Source organism: Campylobacter sp. US53 (assembly GCF_004378995.1).
Taxonomy (GTDB): Bacteria; Campylobacterota; Campylobacteria; order Campylobacterales; family Campylobacteraceae; genus Campylobacter_D; species Campylobacter_D jejuni.
The window spans coordinates 1-19,680 of the sequence record NZ_RYYH01000004.1; the positions used below are offsets into that span (position 1 = coordinate 1).

The 19,680-nt window shown below is 31.7% G+C and carries 20 protein-coding genes and 1 pseudogene; 11 read left to right on the forward strand and 10 right to left on the reverse strand.

Annotated elements, in window-relative coordinates:
- Window positions 1–135, forward strand: a pseudogene (locus ELQ05_RS03895) (methyl-accepting chemotaxis protein); the annotation flags it as partial.
- A gap of 123 nt (window positions 136–258) precedes the next feature.
- Here ELQ05_RS03895 and ELQ05_RS03900 read toward each other — a convergent pair.
- The 4 genes from ELQ05_RS03900 to ilvE are packed head-to-tail and all read right to left on the reverse strand — an operon-like array spanning window position 259 to window position 3,326.
- Complete coding sequence (locus tag ELQ05_RS03900) at window positions 259–768, reverse strand: DUF2393 family protein (RefSeq protein ID WP_070316684.1); 510 nt, start codon at window positions 766–768, stop codon at window positions 259–261.
- On the reverse strand, window positions 768–1,298 hold the full coding sequence (locus ELQ05_RS03905) for a DUF2393 domain-containing protein (protein WP_002934113.1): 531 nt from the start codon (window positions 1,296–1,298) through the stop codon (window positions 768–770). Before ELQ05_RS03905 ends, ELQ05_RS03900 begins: the two co-directional genes overlap by 1 nt.
- Before the next feature lie 12 nt (window positions 1,299–1,310).
- Window positions 1,311–2,399 carry a prohibitin family protein gene (locus tag ELQ05_RS03910; RefSeq protein ID WP_070316685.1) on the reverse strand — a complete coding sequence of 363 codons (1,089 nt, stop codon included), beginning with the start codon at window positions 2,397–2,399 and terminating at the stop codon, window positions 1,311–1,313.
- Window positions 2,400–2,411: 12 nt separating this feature from the next.
- Window positions 2,412–3,326, reverse strand: coding sequence for a branched-chain-amino-acid transaminase (ilvE, locus tag ELQ05_RS03915; protein ID WP_070316686.1), 915 nt, complete (start codon window positions 3,324–3,326; stop codon window positions 2,412–2,414).
- A 174-nt stretch (window positions 3,327–3,500) separates the two neighbouring features.
- Here ilvE and ELQ05_RS03920 point away from each other — a divergent pair, with 174 nt between their 5' ends.
- The 10 genes from ELQ05_RS03920 (at window position 3,501) to ELQ05_RS03965 (ending at window position 13,533) form a co-directional block, all read left to right on the forward strand.
- Window positions 3,501–3,707, forward strand: coding sequence for a 4-oxalocrotonate tautomerase family protein (locus ELQ05_RS03920; RefSeq protein WP_070295301.1), 207 nt, complete (start codon window positions 3,501–3,503; stop codon window positions 3,705–3,707).
- Window positions 3,704–4,159 (forward strand): thioredoxin-dependent thiol peroxidase, encoded by a 456-nt coding sequence (gene bcp, locus ELQ05_RS03925; protein ID WP_134224785.1) that lies wholly within the window; start codon window positions 3,704–3,706, stop codon window positions 4,157–4,159. The genes ELQ05_RS03920 and bcp overlap by 4 nt, the downstream gene beginning before the upstream one ends.
- The gene (locus ELQ05_RS03930; protein WP_044305744.1) at window positions 4,159–5,250 is read left to right on the forward strand and encodes an epoxyqueuosine reductase QueH; all 1,092 of its coding nucleotides are present in this window, start codon (window positions 4,159–4,161) and stop codon (window positions 5,248–5,250) included. The genes bcp and ELQ05_RS03930 overlap by 1 nt, the downstream gene beginning before the upstream one ends.
- 94 nt (window positions 5,251–5,344) lie before the next feature.
- The gene (gene fabZ / locus ELQ05_RS03935) at window positions 5,345–5,785 is read left to right on the forward strand and encodes a 3-hydroxyacyl-ACP dehydratase FabZ (protein ID WP_002851782.1); all 441 of its coding nucleotides are present in this window, start codon (window positions 5,345–5,347) and stop codon (window positions 5,783–5,785) included.
- Window positions 5,785–6,576 (forward strand): acyl-ACP--UDP-N-acetylglucosamine O-acyltransferase, encoded by a 792-nt coding sequence (lpxA, locus tag ELQ05_RS03940; RefSeq protein ID WP_070316688.1) that lies wholly within the window; start codon window positions 5,785–5,787, stop codon window positions 6,574–6,576. The genes fabZ and lpxA overlap by 1 nt, the downstream gene beginning before the upstream one ends.
- Window positions 6,569–7,792 carry an ATP-dependent Clp protease ATP-binding subunit ClpX gene (gene clpX, locus ELQ05_RS03945; protein ID WP_070316689.1) on the forward strand — a complete coding sequence of 408 codons (1,224 nt, stop codon included), beginning with the start codon at window positions 6,569–6,571 and terminating at the stop codon, window positions 7,790–7,792. The genes lpxA and clpX overlap by 8 nt, the downstream gene beginning before the upstream one ends.
- 11 nt (window positions 7,793–7,803) lie before the next feature.
- Window positions 7,804–8,844, forward strand: a complete 1,041-nt coding sequence (locus ELQ05_RS03950; RefSeq protein WP_002851700.1) for a rod shape-determining protein — start codon at window positions 7,804–7,806, stop codon at window positions 8,842–8,844.
- On the forward strand, window positions 8,834–9,583 hold the full coding sequence (gene mreC, locus ELQ05_RS03955) for a rod shape-determining protein MreC (RefSeq protein WP_002877813.1): 750 nt from the start codon (window positions 8,834–8,836) through the stop codon (window positions 9,581–9,583). The genes ELQ05_RS03950 and mreC overlap by 11 nt, the downstream gene beginning before the upstream one ends.
- Before the next feature lie 261 nt (window positions 9,584–9,844).
- On the forward strand, window positions 9,845–13,114 hold the full coding sequence (gene carB / locus ELQ05_RS03960) for a carbamoyl-phosphate synthase large subunit (RefSeq protein WP_134239958.1): 3,270 nt from the start codon (window positions 9,845–9,847) through the stop codon (window positions 13,112–13,114).
- Complete coding sequence (locus ELQ05_RS03965; protein ID WP_002851686.1) at window positions 13,111–13,533, forward strand: hypothetical protein; 423 nt, start codon at window positions 13,111–13,113, stop codon at window positions 13,531–13,533. The genes carB and ELQ05_RS03965 overlap by 4 nt, the downstream gene beginning before the upstream one ends.
- On the opposite strand, the gene ELQ05_RS03970 is transcribed toward ELQ05_RS03965, so the two are convergent.
- The 6 genes from ELQ05_RS03970 to ELQ05_RS03995 are packed head-to-tail and all read right to left on the reverse strand — an operon-like array spanning window position 13,534 to window position 19,680.
- A complete protein-coding gene (locus ELQ05_RS03970; RefSeq protein WP_134239959.1) occupies window positions 13,534–14,511 on the reverse strand; it encodes a transaldolase in 978 nt (325 codons plus the stop codon). It abuts the gene before it with no gap.
- A complete protein-coding gene (gene serB / locus ELQ05_RS03975) occupies window positions 14,511–15,134 on the reverse strand; it encodes a phosphoserine phosphatase SerB (RefSeq protein ID WP_088303870.1) in 624 nt (207 codons plus the stop codon). The genes ELQ05_RS03970 and serB overlap by 1 nt, the downstream gene beginning before the upstream one ends.
- Window positions 15,134–15,655: a chemotaxis protein CheW gene (locus ELQ05_RS03980; RefSeq protein WP_002826355.1), complete on the reverse strand. Its 522-nt coding sequence runs from the start codon at window positions 15,653–15,655 to the stop codon at window positions 15,134–15,136. Before ELQ05_RS03980 ends, serB begins: the two co-directional genes overlap by 1 nt.
- Window positions 15,656–15,659: 4 nt before the next feature.
- Window positions 15,660–17,969, reverse strand: coding sequence for a chemotaxis protein CheW (locus tag ELQ05_RS03985; RefSeq protein WP_088303869.1), 2,310 nt, complete (start codon window positions 17,967–17,969; stop codon window positions 15,660–15,662).
- Window positions 17,970–17,972: 3 nt separating this feature from the next.
- Entirely contained in the window at window positions 17,973–18,929 is a 957-nt protein-coding gene (locus ELQ05_RS03990) for a chemotaxis protein (RefSeq protein WP_088303868.1), read from the reverse strand.
- Complete coding sequence (locus tag ELQ05_RS03995; RefSeq protein ID WP_323469217.1) at window positions 18,922–19,680, reverse strand: UDP-2,3-diacylglucosamine diphosphatase; 759 nt, start codon at window positions 19,678–19,680, stop codon at window positions 18,922–18,924. The genes ELQ05_RS03990 and ELQ05_RS03995 overlap by 8 nt, the downstream gene beginning before the upstream one ends.

A 19,680-nucleotide genomic window follows, 5' to 3' on the forward strand; every position in this document is an offset into this window, starting at 1 on the left:
AATGATAGCGTAGCACAAATTGATCAAACTACTAAAGATAATGTTGAGATTGCTAATGAATCAGCTATTATTTCTAGTACAGTAAGTGATATAGCTAATAATATCTTAGAAGATGTTAAGAAGAAGAGGTTTTAATCTTAGATAACTAGCTAAAAAGCTAGTTATCTCTATAAAATAATATATGTTTAATTCTTTAAGATTTAATGAAATTGTGATATAGACAAATTCTAATTGTTAATATTAAGTATATTTTTTAAATCAAATACATTTTAGAGTGTGATAAAATTCAGGGTTATCAAAACTTGGAGGAAAAGGAACACTCGCTCTAAATTCTTTATAAGCATTACCTGGAAGTTTGTCTATAATTTCTATAGTGTAAGAAACACTTGTATTTTGCATTTTGGCATTGCGGATATTTTTATCATTGAAAATTTCTCCCCCTGCTTTTTTTTGGTTTAATATGCTAAGCATCAAATAGCATTTTCTGATTTCAAATTTAGTAAGATTTTGGACCTTTCCGCTTACGATAACACTTTCATGTCTCAGATCTCTTGTGTAGGTTAGTTTGCTAAGATCGGCTTGAGTGGTGAATTGATTGATTGTTAGAAAAATAGAATATATCAAAAGTGCGATAAAAATAGTAGCTATGGTATAAGAAATCAAAGCCATTTCTTTCTGTTCGACTTTTAGAAAGATTAAAATACAAATCAAGGCAAAGCAAATAAGTAAAATAATAAAAGCTATAATATGAAAAATTGTAAAATGCATTAAAAACACTCCGAAACTAAGCGTATGGTATAGTTATTTTCATAGTTAAAATTTTCAAAAGCAATTCTTTGAAATTGGGTTGCATTTTTCTTTAGATCTTTAATTTCTCTACTTTTTTGTCTAAAAGGGATAAATTTCTTTTTATATTCTTCTATGATATTATCATTAGGTATTTTATCTGCAAAAATTTTAGCTGTAATTTTGCATTCTTTAAAATTATTTTTTGAATTATTTGTAATGTTAAAATCAACAATTAAATCATTTGAGCTTTGTATTATTTTTTGATCTGTAATAGCGGTTTTTCGAGTTCTTATTTCATTGTCTATTAGTTTATACCCATAGATATAAACTAAAAAACAAATAATAATATCAAATGCAATAATAAAAAGTGCTGCTATAGGTCTATGGCGTAAAAATACACAAAGAAGTAAAACACAAGTGAAGAGAAAAAAAACTAATAAAATCAGCATATAATCTACTAAATATAAATGAGTAGTGTAAAAAAGCACGATTTCTCTTAGTTTTTCCACTTGCGTATCCTTTTAGTTCATGTTGGCAGAACTTTGCTTTTTAGCATCTTTGGTATCAACCCAAATGTTTGGCACTGCTCCACCTGGAGTTAAGAAAATTTTAGCATCTTGATTGACTTTTAAAGCTTCATTAAATTCTTTTTGAGTTTCAATTTGCTTTAAATTTAGCAAAGGAGTGTTTAAGCTGTTTGCGATTTCTTTGTTAGAATAAGCTTGTGCATCTGCTTCTATTTTAACAGCCATAGCTTTACCTTTGGCACTGATTATGGTTGCATTTGCTTCCCCTTCAGCTAAAGCAGCTTTTTTTAAGGCTTCTTGATTAGCTCTTTCTACTTCATATTTAGTTCTTTCAGCCTCTTGTTTTGCAATTTGCACGCGTTCGATTTGTTCTTTTACTTTTGAAGGTAAAATAATTTCTCTAAGTTGTACAGCGCGAAGTTCTACAGGTTCGTTTGGTTGGGCTTCTATGGTTTTTCTTATACCTTCTTCTATTTGAGCGGCTATTGTATTACGATTAGTAGGAAGTTCTTCGGCTGTATATTTTCCTACAACACTTCGCACTACATCACGAACAACTGGATCGATAATTTTATTTTCCCAATTTAAGCTCCAAGTAGCTATGGTTTGAGGAACTTGCAAAGGATTTAAACGGTATTGCACTGTAACATCAATAGATACAGGCAATCCACGAGAATCAAGTACAGAAATACTATTTTTATTAATAACACCTGAACCTGAAGATAAATTTTCATTACTTCCCTCTATAGAAGCATAGTTGATTTGTCTTACTCTAGTATCGATTATGGTTATTTTTTGTACAAAAGGTAAGAAAAAGTGAAGTCCTGGTTCTAATGGATTTGGGTCATATTTACCTGTTGTTGATTTAATCCCCATTTCCCCAGAATTTATCACCATAAAAGGTTTTGCAACGATTAAAAATAAGATAATAATAATCACTCCATAAACAAATGGAGAGAATTTTCCAAAACCTTTAAAATTAAATTCTGGTGCTTTGAAATTGAAATTTTGACGGTTGTTGTTTCCGTTATTGTTAGAATTTCCATTTTTTTTATTGAAATAATCATTCAAATCAGCTGGCATTTATTTCCTTTTTTAAATATAAGTTAGCATAGATGCGTATTTTTCATTGCGTCCATAAACTACATCAAAATAAGCATCTTGAAGTTTTTTAGTTACAGATCCTCTTAAACCATTTCCTATTATTCTTGCATCGATATTGTTAATAGGAGTGATTTCAGCGGCTGTTCCGGTAAAAAATGCTTCATCGGCAGTATAAACTTCATCTCTTGAAATTCTTTGGCGAAGCACAGTGACACCAAGATCATGAGCGATTTTAAGCACTGTATCTTGAGTAATGCTTTTTAAAGAAAAATCATTTGGAGGCGTGATTAAAACCCCATCTTTTACAATAAAGAAACATTCTCCTGTTCCTTCTGCGATAAAACCTTCTTCATCAAGCATCAAAGCTTCTTCATAGCCTGCTTCAATAGCTTCAAATTTTGCAATTTGAGAGTTAAGATAATTCGCACTTGCTTTAGCTTTTCCCATGCATGATTTAACACTATTTCTTGCAAAAGACGAAATTTTTACTTTTATGCCTTTTTCTAAACCTTCTTCTCCAAGGTAAGCACCCCATTCCCAAGCTGCAATCCCAACTCTTACAGGAGCTTTTATATGATAAAGTCCCATAACTCCATCACCTAAAAAAATCAAAGGACGGATATAGACATTGCTTTGAAAATTGTTTGCTTTTAAGAGTTCAATTTGTGCATTTTCAAGATCTTTTTGAGAAAAAGGACAATTTAAAAGAGTAATTTTTGCAGACTCTAAAAGTCTTTTGGTGTGATCTTCAAGTCTGAAAATTGCTAAGCCTTTATCTGTTTTATAGGCTCTAGTTCCTTCAAAAACAGCATTGCCATAATGCAAAGAATGGGTTAAAAAGTGCAAAGTTGCATCTTTAAAATCAACTAATTTTCCATCCATCCAAATTTTATCTGCTGAGATCATTTTTTACCTTTTATAGTTGTTTATTTCTTAAAAAATATTATTTTAAGAATAAATCGGGATTTTATCAAAAATATACTAACAATAAGCTTTTATTAAATTAAGGTTTTTTGTTAAAAAAAATATTAGGTATTTTTTGAAATAATTATGAAAAATTATCGTTAAAAAGGAGAAATTATGCCATTGGTAAATATTAAATTAGCAAAGCCGTCTTTAAGCAAGGAACAAAAAGCGGAACTTATAGCTGATATTACCGAACTTTTAAGCACGAAATATAATAAAAGTAGAGAAAGAGTTGTGGTGGTTTTAGAAGATGTGGAAAATTATGACATAGGCTTTGGCGGAGAAAGCGTTGAAGCTATTAAAGCAAAGGCAAGTAAATGAGTTTAAACATAGGAGATAAAGCGCCTCAGTTTGAGCTTTTAAATCAAGATGGGGTAAAAATAGCATTAAAAGATTTTATTGGCAAAAAGGTGATTTTGTATTTTTATCCAAAAGATAATACCCCAGGTTGCACTACAGAAGCTTGTGATTTTAGTGCAAATTATGATAAATTTGGTGGTAAAAATGCAGTGATTATTGGTATCAGTCCTGATAGCGTGGCAAGTCATGAAAAATTTATCTCTAAATTTGATTTAAAACATACTTTACTTAGCGATAGTGAAAAAGAAGTTGCTAAAGTTTATGGAGCTTGGGGGCTTAAGAAAAATTACGGAAAAGAATACGAAGGTCTTATTCGTTCTACTTTTGTTATCGATGAAACAGGTAAGATTGCCCAAATTTATAGTAATGTTCGTGTAAAAGATCATGCTTTAAAAGTGCTTGAAAGTCTTTAATGCTAGTACATATTTGTTGTAGCGTAGATAGTCATTATTTTATTGAAGAACTTAGAAAAACTTATCCTAATGAAAAAATCATAGGATATTTTTATGATCCAAATATCCATCCTTTAAGCGAATACGAACTAAGATTTTTAGATGTAAAAAGATCTTGTGATAAACTTGGTATCAAGCTTTATAAAGGTGAGTATGAGTATGAAAAATGGCTTAATGCTGTGCGTGGTTATGAAGATGAGCCTGAAAAGGGTGCAAGGTGTGAAATTTGCTTTGATGTAAGAATGGGATCTAGTGTTAAATTTGCTGCTAAAATAGGAGAAAAAAAGCTTACTACTACGCTTTTAACTAGCCCTAAAAAAGATTTAGAACAGTTAAAAAATGCTTTACAAAAAGAATGTGAGCCTTATGGGGTAGAGTTTTTAGCTCCTGATTTTCGTAAAAATGGCGGCACTCAAAGGCAGTTTGCTTTAGCAAAAAAAGAAATGCTCTATCATCAAAATTATTGTGGTTGTATTTATGGACTTAAAAAACAAAAACAAGATAAGAATTTCATTGATGAATTAATGTCTTCTGTAAATAAGCAAATTTTACCTGCAAGTATAGAAGCAAGAATAGCTCTTTATAAAAAAGTAGTTTTATGGGAAAAAAAGGGTATAAAATTTGAAATTTTAAGAGAGAAATTTTTAAATTATCGTCTTTTAAGCGCTTTGATAAAATTAGATAAAAAGCCTGTTAAATCTCATATTTTATTTTATTCGCATTTTAAAAACGCTTATACAAGATTTTCTTTAAATGAAGAAAGCTTAAAACAGAATTTAAAAGAAGGTTTTTATAGAAGCACCAAAGATGAAATGGTTTTTGTAGAATTTTGGCGTTTTAATACATTTTTTAAAAATAAATGGAAAAATTTTGAAGATTTTTTAAAAAGACCTTTGAGTGTGCAAGCAGAAATTAAATGGCGCAATAAATTGTTTGGAACTTATAATCTTAGCCCTATTATCATCCTTGAAAATATTTTACCTTCAAGATATGAAGTGATAGCAAAAAGTGAAATTTATCATGATAATCAAGAGGTGCTTGTAGAAATTTAAGAAATTTATTAAGAAAAACTTTTTTTGTTAATGTAATTTTTAATGATTTTTTTATATAATAAAATTTTTAATTGTTTTCAAGGTTAATTTAATAATGATAGATGTAATGCAAATTCAAGAAATCTTACCACACCGTTATCCTTTTTTACTAGTAGATAAAATTACAGAATTAAAAGTTAAAGAAGTGGTGCGAGGATATAAAAACATCAGTATAAGTGACCATGTTTTTATGGGACATTTTCCAGGGCATCCTATTTATCCTGGAGTTTTGATTTTAGAAGGTATGGCTCAAACAGGTGGAGTTTTAGCTTTTGAAAGTATGGAAGATAAAGTGGATCCAAAAAGTAAAGTGGTTTATTTCACAGGCATAGATGGAGCAAAATTTAGAAATCCTGTGCGTCCTGGAGATAGGCTTGATTATGAAATGAGCGTGGTTAAAAATCGTGGTAATATGTGGATTTTTAAAGGGCAAGCTTTTGTAGATGGAAATTTAGTTGCAGAGGCCGAGCTTAAAGCTATGATAGTGGATAAATAATGAAAAAAATTCATCCAAGTGCGGTGATTGAAGAGGGTGCACAACTTGGTGACGATGTTGTAATAGAAGCTTATGCCTATGTAAGCAAAGATGCTAAAATAGGTAATGATGTTGTCATCAAACAAGGTGCTCGAATTCTTTCAGATACAACTATAGGTGATCATTCTCGTGTATTTTCTTATGCTATAGTAGGTGATATTCCTCAGGATATATCTTATAAAGAAGAGCAAAAAAGCGGTGTTGTTATAGGAAAAAATGCAACTATTAGAGAATTTGCAACGATAAATTCAGGTACAGCTAAAGGAGATGGTTTTACTCGTATAGGCGATAATGCTTTTATTATGGCTTATTGTCATATTGCTCATGATTGTCTTTTAGGTAATAATATTATTTTAGCTAATAATGCAACTTTAGCAGGACATGTAGAGCTTGGAGATTTTACGGTTGTAGGCGGGCTTACACCTATTCATCAATTTGTCAAAGTAGGTGAGGGTTGTATGATAGCAGGAGCAAGTGCACTTTCTCAGGATATAGTACCGTTTTGTTTAGCAGAAGGAAATCGTGCAAGTATTAGAAGTTTAAATTTAGTAGGTATTCGTCGTCGTTTTGATAAAGATGAAGTAGATAGACTTAGCAGAGCTTTTAAAACTTTATTTAGACAAGGAGATTTAAAAGAAAATGCTAAAAATTTGCTTGAAAATCAAGAAAGTGAAAATGTTAAAAAAATGTGCCATTTTATATTAGAAACAAAGCGCGGAATTCCTATCTATAGGGGTAAAAATAATGCCTAGAAAATGTAGTTTTTGCAATGAAGTGGAGAATCCACAAAGAAGAATTTTAGCAAATGAAAATGATGATGCTTTTATTTGTGAATATTGCGTTGAAGGTGCTTATAGTATTATTTATGGAGAAGAAAAAGAATTTAAAGAACCTAAACAAAGCCATAATACAGAATTTAAAGATATCACTCCAAAAGAATTAAAAGCTTATCTAGATCGTTATGTCATAGGACAAGATAGAGCTAAAAAAGTTTTTAGTGTTGGAGTATACAATCATTATAAAAGACTTTTTAAAGCCGAACTTCAAGATGATGATACAGAGCTTTTTAAGTCAAATATTTTACTTGTTGGGCCAACAGGAAGTGGAAAAACTTTATTGGCGCAAACTTTAGCTAAATTTTTAGATGTACCTATAGCAATTTGTGATGCAACTTCTTTAACTGAAGCAGGATATGTAGGTGAGGATGTGGAAAATATTTTAACACGTCTTTTACAAGCTGCAGATGGAGATGTGCAAAGAGCTCAAAAAGGTATAGTTTTTATTGATGAGATTGATAAAATTGCTAGAATGAGTGAAAATCGTTCTATTACTCGTGATGTAAGTGGAGAGGGTGTGCAGCAAGCTTTACTTAAGATTATCGAAGGAAGTTTGGTAAATATTCCACCAAAAGGGGGAAGAAAACATCCAAATCAAGAGTTTATACAAATTGACACTTCAAATATTTTATTTGTTTGTGGTGGAGCTTTTGATGGTTTGGAAACTATCTTAAAAAGAAAACTTGGCGATAAAGTTGTGGGCTTTTTTGATGATGCAAAAGAAGAAAATAAAGCTTTACTTGAGAAAATTGAACCTGATGATTTGGTGCATTTTGGTTTGATTCCTGAGCTTATAGGTCGTTTGCATGTGATTGCATCTTTAAATGAGCTTAATGAAGAAGATATGGTAAGAATTTTAACTGAGCCTAAAAATGCCATTATTAAGCAATATCAAAAGCTTTTTGCTATTGATGGAGTGAATTTAAAATTTGAGGAAGATGCTCTAAGAGCTATCGCACAACTTGCATTGGAGAGAAAAACAGGGGCTAGGGGGCTTAGAAGTATTATAGAAGAAATGATGATAGATTTAATGTTTGAGTTACCAGAGTATAAAGACTATGATATTGTAATAACCAAAGAAGTTGTTAAAGACAATGCAAAGGCATTATTAATAAAAAGAAAAATAAGTTAAAAAGGATAGAAATGATATTAGATCAGCTTATAGGATTTTTTTCTAGTGATATGGGGATTGATTTAGGAACAGCTAATACGCTAGTTTTGGTAAAAGATAAGGGTATAGTGATAAATGAGCCTTCTGTTGTGGCAGTTGAAAGAGAAAGGTATGGTTCCAAAGCAAAAATTTTAGCCGTAGGTAAAGAAGCTAAAGATATGGTGGGAAAAACTCCAGGCAATATCGAAGCTATTCGTCCTATGAAAGATGGCGTGATTGCAGATTTTGATATGACTGAAAAAATGATCCGCTATTTTATAGAAAAAACACACCGTAGAAAAAGTTTTTTACGCCCTAGAATTATCATTTCTGTTCCTTATGGTTTAACTCAAGTAGAAAGAAAAGCGGTAAGAGAAAGTGCTTTAAGCGCAGGTGCAAGAGAGGTATTTTTGATTGAAGAGCCTATGGCAGCAGCTATTGGTGCAAGTTTACCTATACAAGAGCCTAAAGGAAATTTGGTAGTAGATATAGGGGGTGGAACTACTGAGATTGGAGTGATTTCTTTGGGTGGACTTGTGATTTCAAAGTCTATTCGTACGGCTGGAGATAAGCTTGATATGAGTATAGTTAATTATGTAAAAGAAAAATACAATCTTATCATAGGTGAAAGAACAGGCGAAGAGATCAAAATCACTATAGGTTCAGCAATACAACTTCCAAAAGAGCTTTCTATGGTGGTAAAAGGACGCGATCAAGTAAGTGGACTTTTAAGTCGTATTGAACTTACAAGCGAAGATGTAAGAGAAGCGATGCGTGAGTATTTAAAAGAAATTGCTGATGCTTTAAAAATGGTTCTTGAAATGATGCCGCCTGATTTAGCAAGTGATATAGTAGAAAATGGTGTAGTTTTAACAGGTGGCGGAGCATTGATTCGTGGTCTTGATAAATACTTAAGTGAAATTGTACGTTTGCCAGTTTATATCGCAGATGAACCGCTTTTAGCTGTAGCAAAAGGAACAGGTAAAGCTTTAGAGGAAATTTCATTATTACAACAATTAACCAATGAAGAATAAGATTTTTTATGTTCTTGTCTTAGCCTTTTTGGTTTTTATATCTTTTTATTATGGAGGACTTATTAAGCAAAATGTTCTCCGTGTTAATGATTTTGTTATAGGTAATTTTTATAATATTAAAGATTATTTAGGAGAAAAAATTTCAGAACACTTTAATCAAGCAAATCAAATTCAGCAACTAAAAGCTAGAAATAAAGAATTAGAAGATATTGCTGTAAAGGTAACTAGTTTTGCAAATCAATTAAATCGTATTTTAGAGGATCAAAATTCTACAAAATATTTACCTCAAGTTTCTTTAACTAGAGTTATTTCTTATGTTCAATTGAATGATTATAAAAAATTATGGTTAGATTGGAGCAAAATTCCCGTTGGTAAAAATCGTGGTTTGATATATCAAGGATATACCGCAGGTATAGCTATTAATAAAAATGGTAGAGCAATGGCTCTTTTACAAGGTGATGATCAGTGTGTTTTTTCTGTTTATATAGGAAAATCCAAAGCTCCAGGTTTAATCCAAGGTGAAGATGGCAGGATTGTGGTTAAATTTATTCCAAAATGGGCAAAAATTAATATCGGAGATGAAATTTTAACAAGTGGACTTGATAATATTTTCTTTTCAGATATACCTGTTGGGATTGTGAATAGAATTGATGATGAAGATATGTATCAAAGTGTAGAAGTAAAGCCTTATGTTAAGATTAGTATTCCTGCTTATTTATATGTAGTAGATAATTTATAAGTCAAGGATTAGACTTTTTAAAAAAATTTCTATATTTTTGCTAATTATTATAACTTTGTTTAATGCTAAAAATTTTATTAAATTATCAAATAAATTTTTATAATCGAATGAGAATTTTATAAAAAATCTTAAATTTCTTTATGTATTATTTCCTAGATTAAAAGCAGAGTGTTTATTTTTTAAAATTATATCGATAATTTCAAAGTTTATAAAACTAATTTTTGTTATAATCAGCCCAAATTTATGCTCTTAGGAAAATTTATGCCAAAACGAACAGATATTAAAAGTATTTTACTTATAGGAAGTGGTCCTATTGTGATAGGACAAGCTTGTGAATTTGATTATTCTGGAACTCAAGCCGCAAAGACTTTAAAAGAATTAGGATATCGTGTAGTATTAATTAACTCAAATCCTGCAACCATCATGACAGATCCCGAATTTGCAGATGCGACTTATATAGAACCCATAACAAAAGAAAGTATTTTAAGTATTATTAAAAAAGAAAAAATTGATGCAATTTTACCAACCATGGGTGGACAAGTAGCGTTAAATGTTGCTATGGAAGTTTATGAAAGTGGACTTTTAGGAGATGTGAAATTTTTAGGTGCAAACCCTGAGGTGATTAAAAAAGGTGAAGATCGTCAGGTCTTTAAAGAATGTATGAAAAAAATCGGCATGGATTTACCAAAATCGATGTATGCGTATAATTATGATGAAGCTTTAAAAGCTGTAGATGAAATTGGCTTTCCTTTGATGATCCGTGCTTCTTATACTTTAGGAGGTGCTGGAAGTGGTGTGGTTTATAATATGGACGAATTTAAAGAACTTGCCAATACTGCTTTAGCTTTATCGCCTATCCATGAAATTTTGATTGAAGAAAGTTTGTTGGGTTGGAAAGAATATGAAATGGAAGTTATACGCGATAGAGCGGATAATTGTATCATAGTTTGTAGTATAGAAAATATCGATCCTATGGGAGTTCATACAGGAGATAGTATTACAATAGCTCCAGCATTAACTTTGACGGATAAAGAATATCAAGTTATGCGTAATGCTTCTTTTGCTATTTTGCGTGAAATTGGCGTAGATACAGGCGGAAGTAATGTGCAGTTTGCTATCAACCCAAAAAATGGAAGAATGATAGTTATAGAAATGAATCCAAGAGTTTCAAGATCAAGTGCTTTAGCTTCTAAGGCAACGGGCTATCCTATAGCAAAGGTTGCGACACTTTTGGCAGTAGGCTTTAGTTTAGATGAGATTAAAAACGATATTACAGGAACTCCTGCATCTTTCGAGCCTGTGATTGATTATATCGTAACAAAAATTCCTCGCTTTACTTTTGAAAAATTTCCAGGAGCAAACACAACTTTAGGTACAGCTATGAAAAGTGTGGGTGAGGTAATGGCTATAGGACGCACTTTTAAAGAAAGTATACAAAAAGCACTTTGTTCTCTTGAGCGTTCTTTGAGTGGTTTTGATAGAGTAAAATTTGAAGATAGAAATGATCTTGTTTTTAAAATTCGCAATGCCAATGAAAAGCGTTTGCTTTATGTTGCTCAAGCTTTTAGGGAAGGTTTTAGCGTAGAAGAACTTTATGAGCTTTGTAAAATAGATCCTTGGTTTTTAACACAGATTAAAGAAATTGTAGATTTTGAAGAGCAAATTGATATGGATATTTTAAACAATAAAGCTCTTTTGAGAAAAGCAAAAACTATGGGCTTTTCAGATAAAATGATAGCCCTGCTTGTAAATTTGAAAGATAATTTAGAATTAAGCCAAAATGATATTTATTATGCAAGAATGAAGCAAAAAATCATCGCAGAATTTAGTGAAGTGGATACTTGTGCGGGTGAATTTGAAGCCTTAACTCCTTATCTTTATTCAAGTATTAATGTAAGCGAACTCACTCAAAGTAAAAACGATGCTAAGGATAAAAAAGAAAAAAAAGTGATGATTATAGGCGGGGGGCCAAACCGCATAGGACAAGGTATAGAATTTGACTATGCTTGCGTACATGCTTCTTTTGCGCTTAAAGATATGGGTATTAAAACTATTATGTATAATTGCAATCCTGAAACCGTTTCGACTGACTACGATACAAGCGATATTTTGTATTTCGAGCCTATTGATTTTGAACATTTAAGAGTGGTGATTGAGCGTGAAAAACCTGATGGAGTGATTGTGCATTTTGGTGGACAAACTCCTTTGAAATTTGCTAAGCGTTTGAGTGCTTTTGGAGCTAAAATTATAGGTACTAGTGCAAGAGTAATTGATATGGCAGAAGATAGAAAGAAATTTGCCGAATTTATTACAAAATTAGGCATCAATCAGCCAAAAAATTCCACTGCAATAAGCGTGGAAGAAGCAGTGCTTAAGGCTAGTGATATAGGATATCCTGTGCTTGTAAGACCAAGTTATGTTTTAGGTGGGCGTGCGATGCGTGTGGTAAATGATGAGGCTGAACTTAGACTCTATATGCAAGAAGCTGTGGATGTAAGCGATAAAAGTCCTGTTTTGATCGATCAGTTTTTAGACAATGCTACAGAAATTGATGTTGATGCGATTTGTGATGGCAAAGATGTTTATGTGGCAGGAATTATGGAGCATATAGAAGAAGCAGGAATTCATTCAGGTGATAGTGCTTGTTCTTTACCACCTTGTAATATCGATGAAAAAATGCAAGAATTTATTGCACAAAAAACAGCAGATATTGCTTTAAATTTAGGAGTTGTAGGGCTTTTAAATATACAATTTGCTTTACATAATAATGAGCTTTATATGATAGAAGTAAATCCTAGAGCTAGTCGTACTGTGCCTTTTGTTAGTAAAGCTACGGGTATTCCTTTAGCAAAAGTGGCAACGCGTGTGATGTGGCAAGGAAATTTAAAAGAAGCTTTAAAATTTTATGATACTTTCAAAGTGGTTAATTTTGATACTAAAATTTTACGCCCTAAAACTCCAAAATATATGAGCGTAAAAGAAGCAGTATTTCCATTTGCAAAACTTAGCGGAAGTGATTTAGAATTAGGCCCTGAAATGCGTTCAACGGGTGAAGTTATGGGTATAAGCAAGGATTTTGCAAATTCTTACGCAAAAAGTCAAATCGCATCGTTTAATCATCTTCCAGAGCAAGGCGTGGTATTTATCTCCTTAAAAGATAAGGATAAAAAATATACCAAAAAAATCGCCGCAGAATATGTAAAGCTTGGCTTTAAGCTTATGGCAACTGGGGGGACTTGCAAGGAAATTTTAGAAAGTGGTTTTGAGTGTGAGCTTGTGCATAAAATTTCAGAAGGACGCCCCAATGTTGAAGATAAATTGAAAAATGGAGAAATTCACTTAGTTATCAATACAAGTGATAATCACAGTTTTAAAGGTGATACGAAAAAAATTCGTGAAAATATTATTCGTTTTAAAATACCTTATTTTACAAATTTACGATCAGCTTTAGCAGGTGCAAAATCGATTAAAGCTATACAGAGTAAATCTTGCCTAGATGTAAAGAGTTTGCAAGAGTGGCTTAAATATTGATTTATTTAGCTCAAACAGATACTACGGTAGGATTTTTAAGTAAAAATTTAGAAGAGATTAATGCTTTAAAAGGTAGAGATAAAAATCAACCTTGCTTAATCACTTCTGCGAAATTTTGCGAGTTAAAAAGTTTGGCAAGAATTCCAAAATCTTTTAAAAATTTAGTACGTCGTTCTAAAAAAACAACTTTTATTTATCCAAATAATCAGGCCATTCGTATTGTGAAAGAGTGTAAACATGCGAATTTTTTAAGTAAAAATGGCTATTTTTATTCATCTTCGGCAAACAAGCATGGAAAAGAATTTGATGAAGAATGGGCTAGAAGTGTTGCTGATATAATACTTGATGAGAAATTTTTCGAAAATATCCCATCAAAAATATTAAAACTTTCAAAGAATAAAATGATAAAAATACGTTAATTAAAGAGCTTTTAAAATATCTTCAAAAGCAATACAAAATTGCTCTATGCCATCGCTTAACAAATCATTGCAAGCTTTTTCTCGTTCACTTTGAGAAATGATTTGATTAAGTTCTGTATAAATTTCAAAATTCATTAAAGGTTTTTTAAAATCCATTTTTCCTTTAAATGCCTCTATTGCATCAAGAGGAGCAGTATTAACAGAATTCTCAAAAAGAAGTTCTTTGATATAATAGTCTTTTGGCAGATCATCTCCTTTAACTCCAGTGCTTGCAAACAAGGTGCGAATATTAGGTTCATTTTTTGAGTAGATATTGTTATAAGCTAAATTTGCATTTAAAATTCCAATACGATTTTGCTCTTTGGCTTTAGGATTTAAAAGTCTATCAAAACGACTTACAAAAATACTTATAACAGCTTGTGGTGTTCTAGTATTTTGTTCTTTTAAGGCTATATTGTTTTTTCTAAATTCGACTAAACCTGCATTTAAAGCTTCAAAACATTTTTGACTTTGTTCAAGAGAAAAAATTAAGGTAGCATTGACGCTAATACCATTTTTCATAAGTTCATACATTACTTCATAAGAAGCTTTTGTAGCTGGAATTTTAATCATTACATTTTCTTTGTTAATAGCACTATAAAGTCTTTTAGCTTCGCCTAAACTAAGAGTCGTGTTATCATGAAGTCTTGGATCTATTTCAATACTTATAAATCCATCGTTTTTTTGATAAAAAAGAGGAGCTAATTTATCAGCTGCTTTTTGAATATCAGAAATTGCTAATTCTTCATAAATATCTTTTGTTTTTTTTCCTTTTAATTTAAGAATTTTATCTTTATAAATTGGAGAATTTAAAATAGCATTTTTAAAAATAGCAGGATTTGAAGTAGCACCATTAATTCCATGTGATAATAAATTTAAAAATTCATTATCTAAAAAACTATTTTCTATAAAATCACACCAAAGAGAAAAATTTTTCATTATATTACCTTTATTATTTCTTTTAAGTCTTTTATATCTATGCAAATATCAGCTTTGGAACGTAAAATTTCTTTAGCACAAAATGCAATCTTTAATCCACTTTCGTTAAACATTGCCAAATCATTTGCCCCATCGCCAACACACATCACTTCATCTGTTTTCAAATTTAAAAAGCTTTTTAATCGTTGTAGCATTAAGCCTTTTGAATTTGAAAACATCATTTCCCCACCAACTAGCCCTGTTAAAATGTCATTTTTATGATGCAGATAATTTGCAAAACCAAGGTTAATTCCAAGTTTTTGCATAGCAGGATCTATGCCTTCATGAAAACCACCGCTAAAAATAACAATTTGTATATTTTTAGATTTTAAATATTGGATAAGTTCATGTGCTCCATGCATTAGTGGAAGTGTGCTACCTAATTCTAAAACTTTTTTATAAGACATACCTTTTAAAAGGCTTACTCGTTTTTGAAGACTTTCGAAAAAATCAAGCTCTCCAGTCATGGCATGGCGGGTAATTTCGCTTGTTTGATTACCCTTGCCATGCGCTGTAGCTAAAATATCGATGGTTTCACCATCCATTAAAGTAGCGTCAAAGTCAAAAACACAAAGTTTAATCATTAAAATTCGCGCTTAAGTAAAGCTTCTACTTTGAGTATAGTTAAGATATTTTCATCTCTTTTTCCTATACCATAAATCATACCTTTGTCTTTAACTAAAGTTTCAGGTGGTGGATCGATTCTGTTTCTGTGAATTTTAATTGCTTCAGTTAATCTATCTATAACAAAACCAGCATTTCCCCCAACTCCAGTTCCATTTGTCTCACCTCTTAAAACAATATATCTTGTTTGAGGTGTCATTTTAGAACTTCCTAAATGAAAGCGTTGAGCTAGATCAATGAGTGGCATAACATTACCACGCATATTAAAAACCCCTAGAACATAATCAGGTACACTAGGAACTCTAGTATATTCTATAGGTTTAATGATTTCTTGTATATTAAGAATTGGAATCGCATATTCCTCATCTCCAACTACAAAGCCGACAAGTTGGATGATATCATCTTCTCTTTGATCGACATCAGGACCAGCCATCTGAGTTTGCTGTTTTTGCAAAATTTGCTCTAATTTTTCATTACTCATATTCTTATCCTAGTTTCAAATTTTTTCTAACCACATTTTCCAAGTATTCTGGAGAATAAGGTTTAGTGATATATTCAGTCATACCCACTTCAACACCTCTTAAGCGATCAGTTTTACTTGTTCTTGAAGTAACTGCAATGAGTGGTAAGTTACGATATTTAGAATACTTTCTAATTTCACCAGCTAAGGTGTATCCATCCATTCTTGGCATTTCGATATCTATAAGCATTGCATCAATATCATGTTCGCCAGATTTTATAATATTCAATGCTTCAACACCATTTGTTGCTTCAATTAAACTAACTCCTAGCGGTTCTAAAGCTTTTTGCATTAAAGTTCTATCCATTTTAGAATCATCTACAATTAAGACTTTATAGTCACTTGGTTGTTCTTTAGGTTTTTTCGCACTTGATTCTAATTGCGCTTTAATATCAACTTTAATTTCTTTGGCCATATCCATCATAGCACCTACATCGATGATTAATGTCACTCTACCATCACCACGGATTGTAGCTCCTGCTATACCTTGGATATTTTGTAAATAATCACCCATAGATTTAATAACTATTTCTTCTTGTCCTACAAGAGTATCTACTATAATACCAAGCTTGCTTTCTGCTACCCCTATAACAACGACATAAGTTTGATCACCGCTTTCAAGGACTTGTTTAACTCCAAATACATCTGAAAGTCTCACAAGGGAAAGCACTTCATCTCTTAAGCGTAATACATTTTTACCTTCGATAGTATAGATATCATCAATTGGCACTCTAACTGTTTCAAGAACGCTTGCAAGTGGAATTGCATAGAATTCCTCTTGAGTTCCTACAAGTAAAGATTGAATGATTGCCAAGGTAAGAGGAATTTTAAGTTTAAATGAACTTCCTTTACCTAACTCACTATCAATTTCAATTACCCCATTTAGTTTTTCGATGTTGGTTTTAACAACATCCATTCCTACGCCACGACCTGAAACATTTGTTACTTTAGCCGCAGTTGAAAAACCAGGTTTGAAAATCAAAGCAAAAGCTTCTTTGTCTGTCATTTGATCTGCTTCTCTTTCGGTAATCAAATTTTTCTCTATAGCTTTTGCTTTTAAGCCATTTGGATCAAGTCCTTTACCATCATCTGTAATTTCTACAACGATGTGATTGCCCTCATTATAAGCTTTAAGTTGGACTATACCTTTTTCAGGTTTTCCATTCGCTGCACGAGTTGCTGGATCCTCAACACCATGGTCACATGAATTTCTAATCATATGCATGATAGGATCGCCAATTTCCTCTACAATAGATTTATCAAGTTCAGTTTCTTCACCTGTAATTTCAAGTTCTATTTGCTTTCCTAATTCACGACTCAAATCACGAACAACTCTTGGGAATTTATTGAAAACTTTTGCTATAGGTTGCATTCTTGTTTTCATTACAGCAAGCTGAACATCAGTTGTAATAATACTTAATTGACTTACAACCTGATTAAGTTCTTCAAGGAATTTTTCTCCTTCATAACGCTCTTCAACATCATCGTAAATTTTAAGCAAACGGTTTTTACCTAAAACAAGCTCCCCAATTAGATTCATTAAGTGATCTAATCTTTTTACCTCCACGCGTATGGTTTGATCCATACTGCTAGCATTACTACCTGAAGCAGGAACTTTTTTCTCTCCACTTTCCGCAGGTTTATTTGCTGTATTGTTAGTCGGTTTAGGTACCGCATTTGTTGTTTGTTTCTTTTGTGCGCGACGAGCTTGATCTTCAGCTTTTCTAACTTTTAAAAGTCTTTCTATTTCAGCTTCAACTTCAGAATCACTTAATTGATTAACATCTACTTCAGGTTCAGGAGTAGTTGTTTCTTGTTTTGGTGCTTCTGGTTCTGCTTGTGGAGTAGATTTTTCATTTGAATCTTTTGCCGCAACAGGAGACTCTCCCTCTGAAATAGCTGTTAATCTTGCGCAAATTGGTTCTATATCCATACCAATAGCAGTATCGTTGCCATTATCACGAATGGAATTAAGCAAAGTTTTCATTCTATCAATAGACTCTAAAACTACATCCATGATATCTGGAGTTATTTTTAACTCGCCATGTCTTGCTTTGTTTAAAACATCTTCCATGTGGTGAGTTAACTTTGTTAAAACATCAAAATTTAAGAAACTTGATGATCCTTTAACCGTATGTGCAACACGGAAAATTCTATTTAATAATTCTAAATCTTCTGGATTTGATTCAAGCTCTACTAAATCATGGTCGATTTGCTCAACAAGCTCAAAAGCTTCAACCAAAAAGTCTTCAAGTATTTCTTGCATATCTTCCATATTTTACCCCTGTTCTTGAGATTGATGTTTTTTAATAACCTTTGCAATTTCATTGAAGAAATCGCTAGCGTTAAATTTGACAAGATAGCCTTCTCCACCAGCTTCTTGAACACCTTTCTCATTCATAAATTCATTTGATAAAGACGAGTTAAAGACTATAGGAATATCTTTAAATCTTGGATCTTCTTTAATGCGTGCAGCAAAGTGGAAACCATCCATTTGCGGCATTTCGACATCACTTACTATAATTTTTAAAGTATCATTTAAACTTTCACCATAAACTTGGCTTAATTCTTCTAATTTGTTTATGCCCTCTACGCCGTCCTTAGCTTCAACAACTTGAAAGCCCATCTGTTGCATCATTTCTTTGATGCGTTTTCTAGCGGTCATGCTGTCATCAAGTATAAGTGCTGTTCCAGTAAATTTTTCTATTTTTCCAAAATCTATATCTGTTTTTGGAGCGTAAATTCCTAAATCTTCAACAACACTTTCAAGATCTAAAATTAGCAACACTTCATCATTTTCAATGCGTGTTACACCTGTGATTTTACCTTTATCTAAAGCACCTGATCCTGTAGAAAAAGTTGCTGGTTCTATATCTTTCCAGTTTATTCTACGAATTCTTTTTGCTTCGTGAACTATAAAACCAATAAGAATATTGCTAAATTCAGTAATAATAACTCTAGGTTTTAGCATAGTGCTTTCTGGCTCAGTGATTTGCATCCATTTGGCAAGATTGACTACAGGTATAACCACGCCACGAAGATCAAAGATACCTTCGATATAATCAGGTACACCTGGAAGTTCTGTAAGGCTTGGGATTTTTATAATCTCCCTTACCTTAGAAACATTTACACCATAAATTCCTTCATAGACTTTATCGTGTCCTTGCTTAAAGATACGGAAATCGACAAGCTCCATTTCATTTGAACCCGTTTTCACGATATTTTCATCAAACATTTTGACCCCTCAATTTCTGTTCTCGAAATTTGATTTCTTGCTGATATTCTACTACAAAAAAACTTCTCTCATATGCAAAACTAGCTAAGTTAAGATATTTAATGTTTTCTTTGTTGATTTGATGATTTTGATGATAGTGTCCTTCACATACCCAAAATCCTAAATTTTCATATCTTTCATATCTTTTTTTCGCTAAATTTTCAAAATCTTTTATTTGATAAAAAAGGTTTTTTTTGTTTTGATTTTGAAGAATTTTATTTGAAATAAAATTACAAGTAATAATATTTAAAAAATTCAAAAATATAAGCAAATAATGATTTCTTAATGTTTTAAGAGTAAATTGTAAAAGAGGTGGTAAAAAAATATCTCCGTGGGCTAATTTTATAAAAGCATTATTTAAAACAAGATTATTACCTTTACTTGTATGCAAATTAAGCTTTATGGGCTGCTCTTGTAAGTTAAAAATTTTTACCCTTTTAAAAAAACAAGAAAGATTAAAATCATGATTGCCTTCTAAGTAGATAATTTCAATTTTTAAGGCCAATTCTTCTAAAAGTTCTATGTAAGGTTTAGCAAATTCATGTGTAGCAGAGATTTCGCCTATAAGCAAATCGAAAATATCGCCCATAAGTATGAGTTGAGGGGTGGAAATTTTACCTTTCTTTAAGGCTTGTAAAAATTCCCAAAATCCCTTTCTTTGTTCATTTTCATGAGCATCCGCGATTAAAATCGCTCCATTTTGTAGTAAAAT

Bases quoted from the DNA above. Each gene is read 5' to 3' on its own strand.
- ELQ05_RS03930 (WP_044305744.1), top strand. From the start codon at position 4,159: ATGCTAGTACATATTTGTTGTAGCGTAGATAGTCATTATTTTATTGAA.
- ELQ05_RS03980 (WP_002826355.1), bottom strand. From the start codon at position 15,655: ATGAGTAATGAAAAATTAGAGCAAATTTTGCAAAAACAGCAAACTCAG.
- carB (WP_134239958.1), top strand. From the start codon at position 9,845: ATGCCAAAACGAACAGATATTAAAAGTATTTTACTTATAGGAAGTGGT.
- ELQ05_RS03950 (WP_002851700.1), top strand. From the start codon at position 7,804: ATGATATTAGATCAGCTTATAGGATTTTTTTCTAGTGATATGGGGATT.
- ELQ05_RS03910 (WP_070316685.1), bottom strand. From the start codon at position 2,399: ATGCCAGCTGATTTGAATGATTATTTCAATAAAAAAAATGGAAATTCT.
- ELQ05_RS03920 (WP_070295301.1), top strand. From the start codon at position 3,501: ATGCCATTGGTAAATATTAAATTAGCAAAGCCGTCTTTAAGCAAGGAA.
- ELQ05_RS03970 (WP_134239959.1), bottom strand. From the start codon at position 14,511: ATGAAAAATTTTTCTCTTTGGTGTGATTTTATAGAAAATAGTTTTTTA.
- lpxA (WP_070316688.1), top strand. From the start codon at position 5,785: ATGAAAAAAATTCATCCAAGTGCGGTGATTGAAGAGGGTGCACAACTT.
- serB (WP_088303870.1), bottom strand. From the start codon at position 15,134: ATGATTAAACTTTGTGTTTTTGACTTTGACGCTACTTTAATGGATGGT.
- ELQ05_RS03985 (WP_088303869.1), bottom strand. From the start codon at position 17,969: ATGGAAGATATGCAAGAAATACTTGAAGACTTTTTGGTTGAAGCTTTT.
- ilvE (WP_070316686.1), bottom strand. From the start codon at position 3,326: ATGATCTCAGCAGATAAAATTTGGATGGATGGAAAATTAGTTGATTTT.
- fabZ (WP_002851782.1), top strand. From the start codon at position 5,345: ATGATAGATGTAATGCAAATTCAAGAAATCTTACCACACCGTTATCCT.
- bcp (WP_134224785.1), top strand. From the start codon at position 3,704: ATGAGTTTAAACATAGGAGATAAAGCGCCTCAGTTTGAGCTTTTAAAT.
- clpX (WP_070316689.1), top strand. From the start codon at position 6,569: ATGCCTAGAAAATGTAGTTTTTGCAATGAAGTGGAGAATCCACAAAGA.
- mreC (WP_002877813.1), top strand. From the start codon at position 8,834: ATGAAGAATAAGATTTTTTATGTTCTTGTCTTAGCCTTTTTGGTTTTT.
- ELQ05_RS03900 (WP_070316684.1), bottom strand. From the start codon at position 768: ATGCATTTTACAATTTTTCATATTATAGCTTTTATTATTTTACTTATT.
- ELQ05_RS03990 (WP_088303868.1), bottom strand. From the start codon at position 18,929: ATGTTTGATGAAAATATCGTGAAAACGGGTTCAAATGAAATGGAGCTT.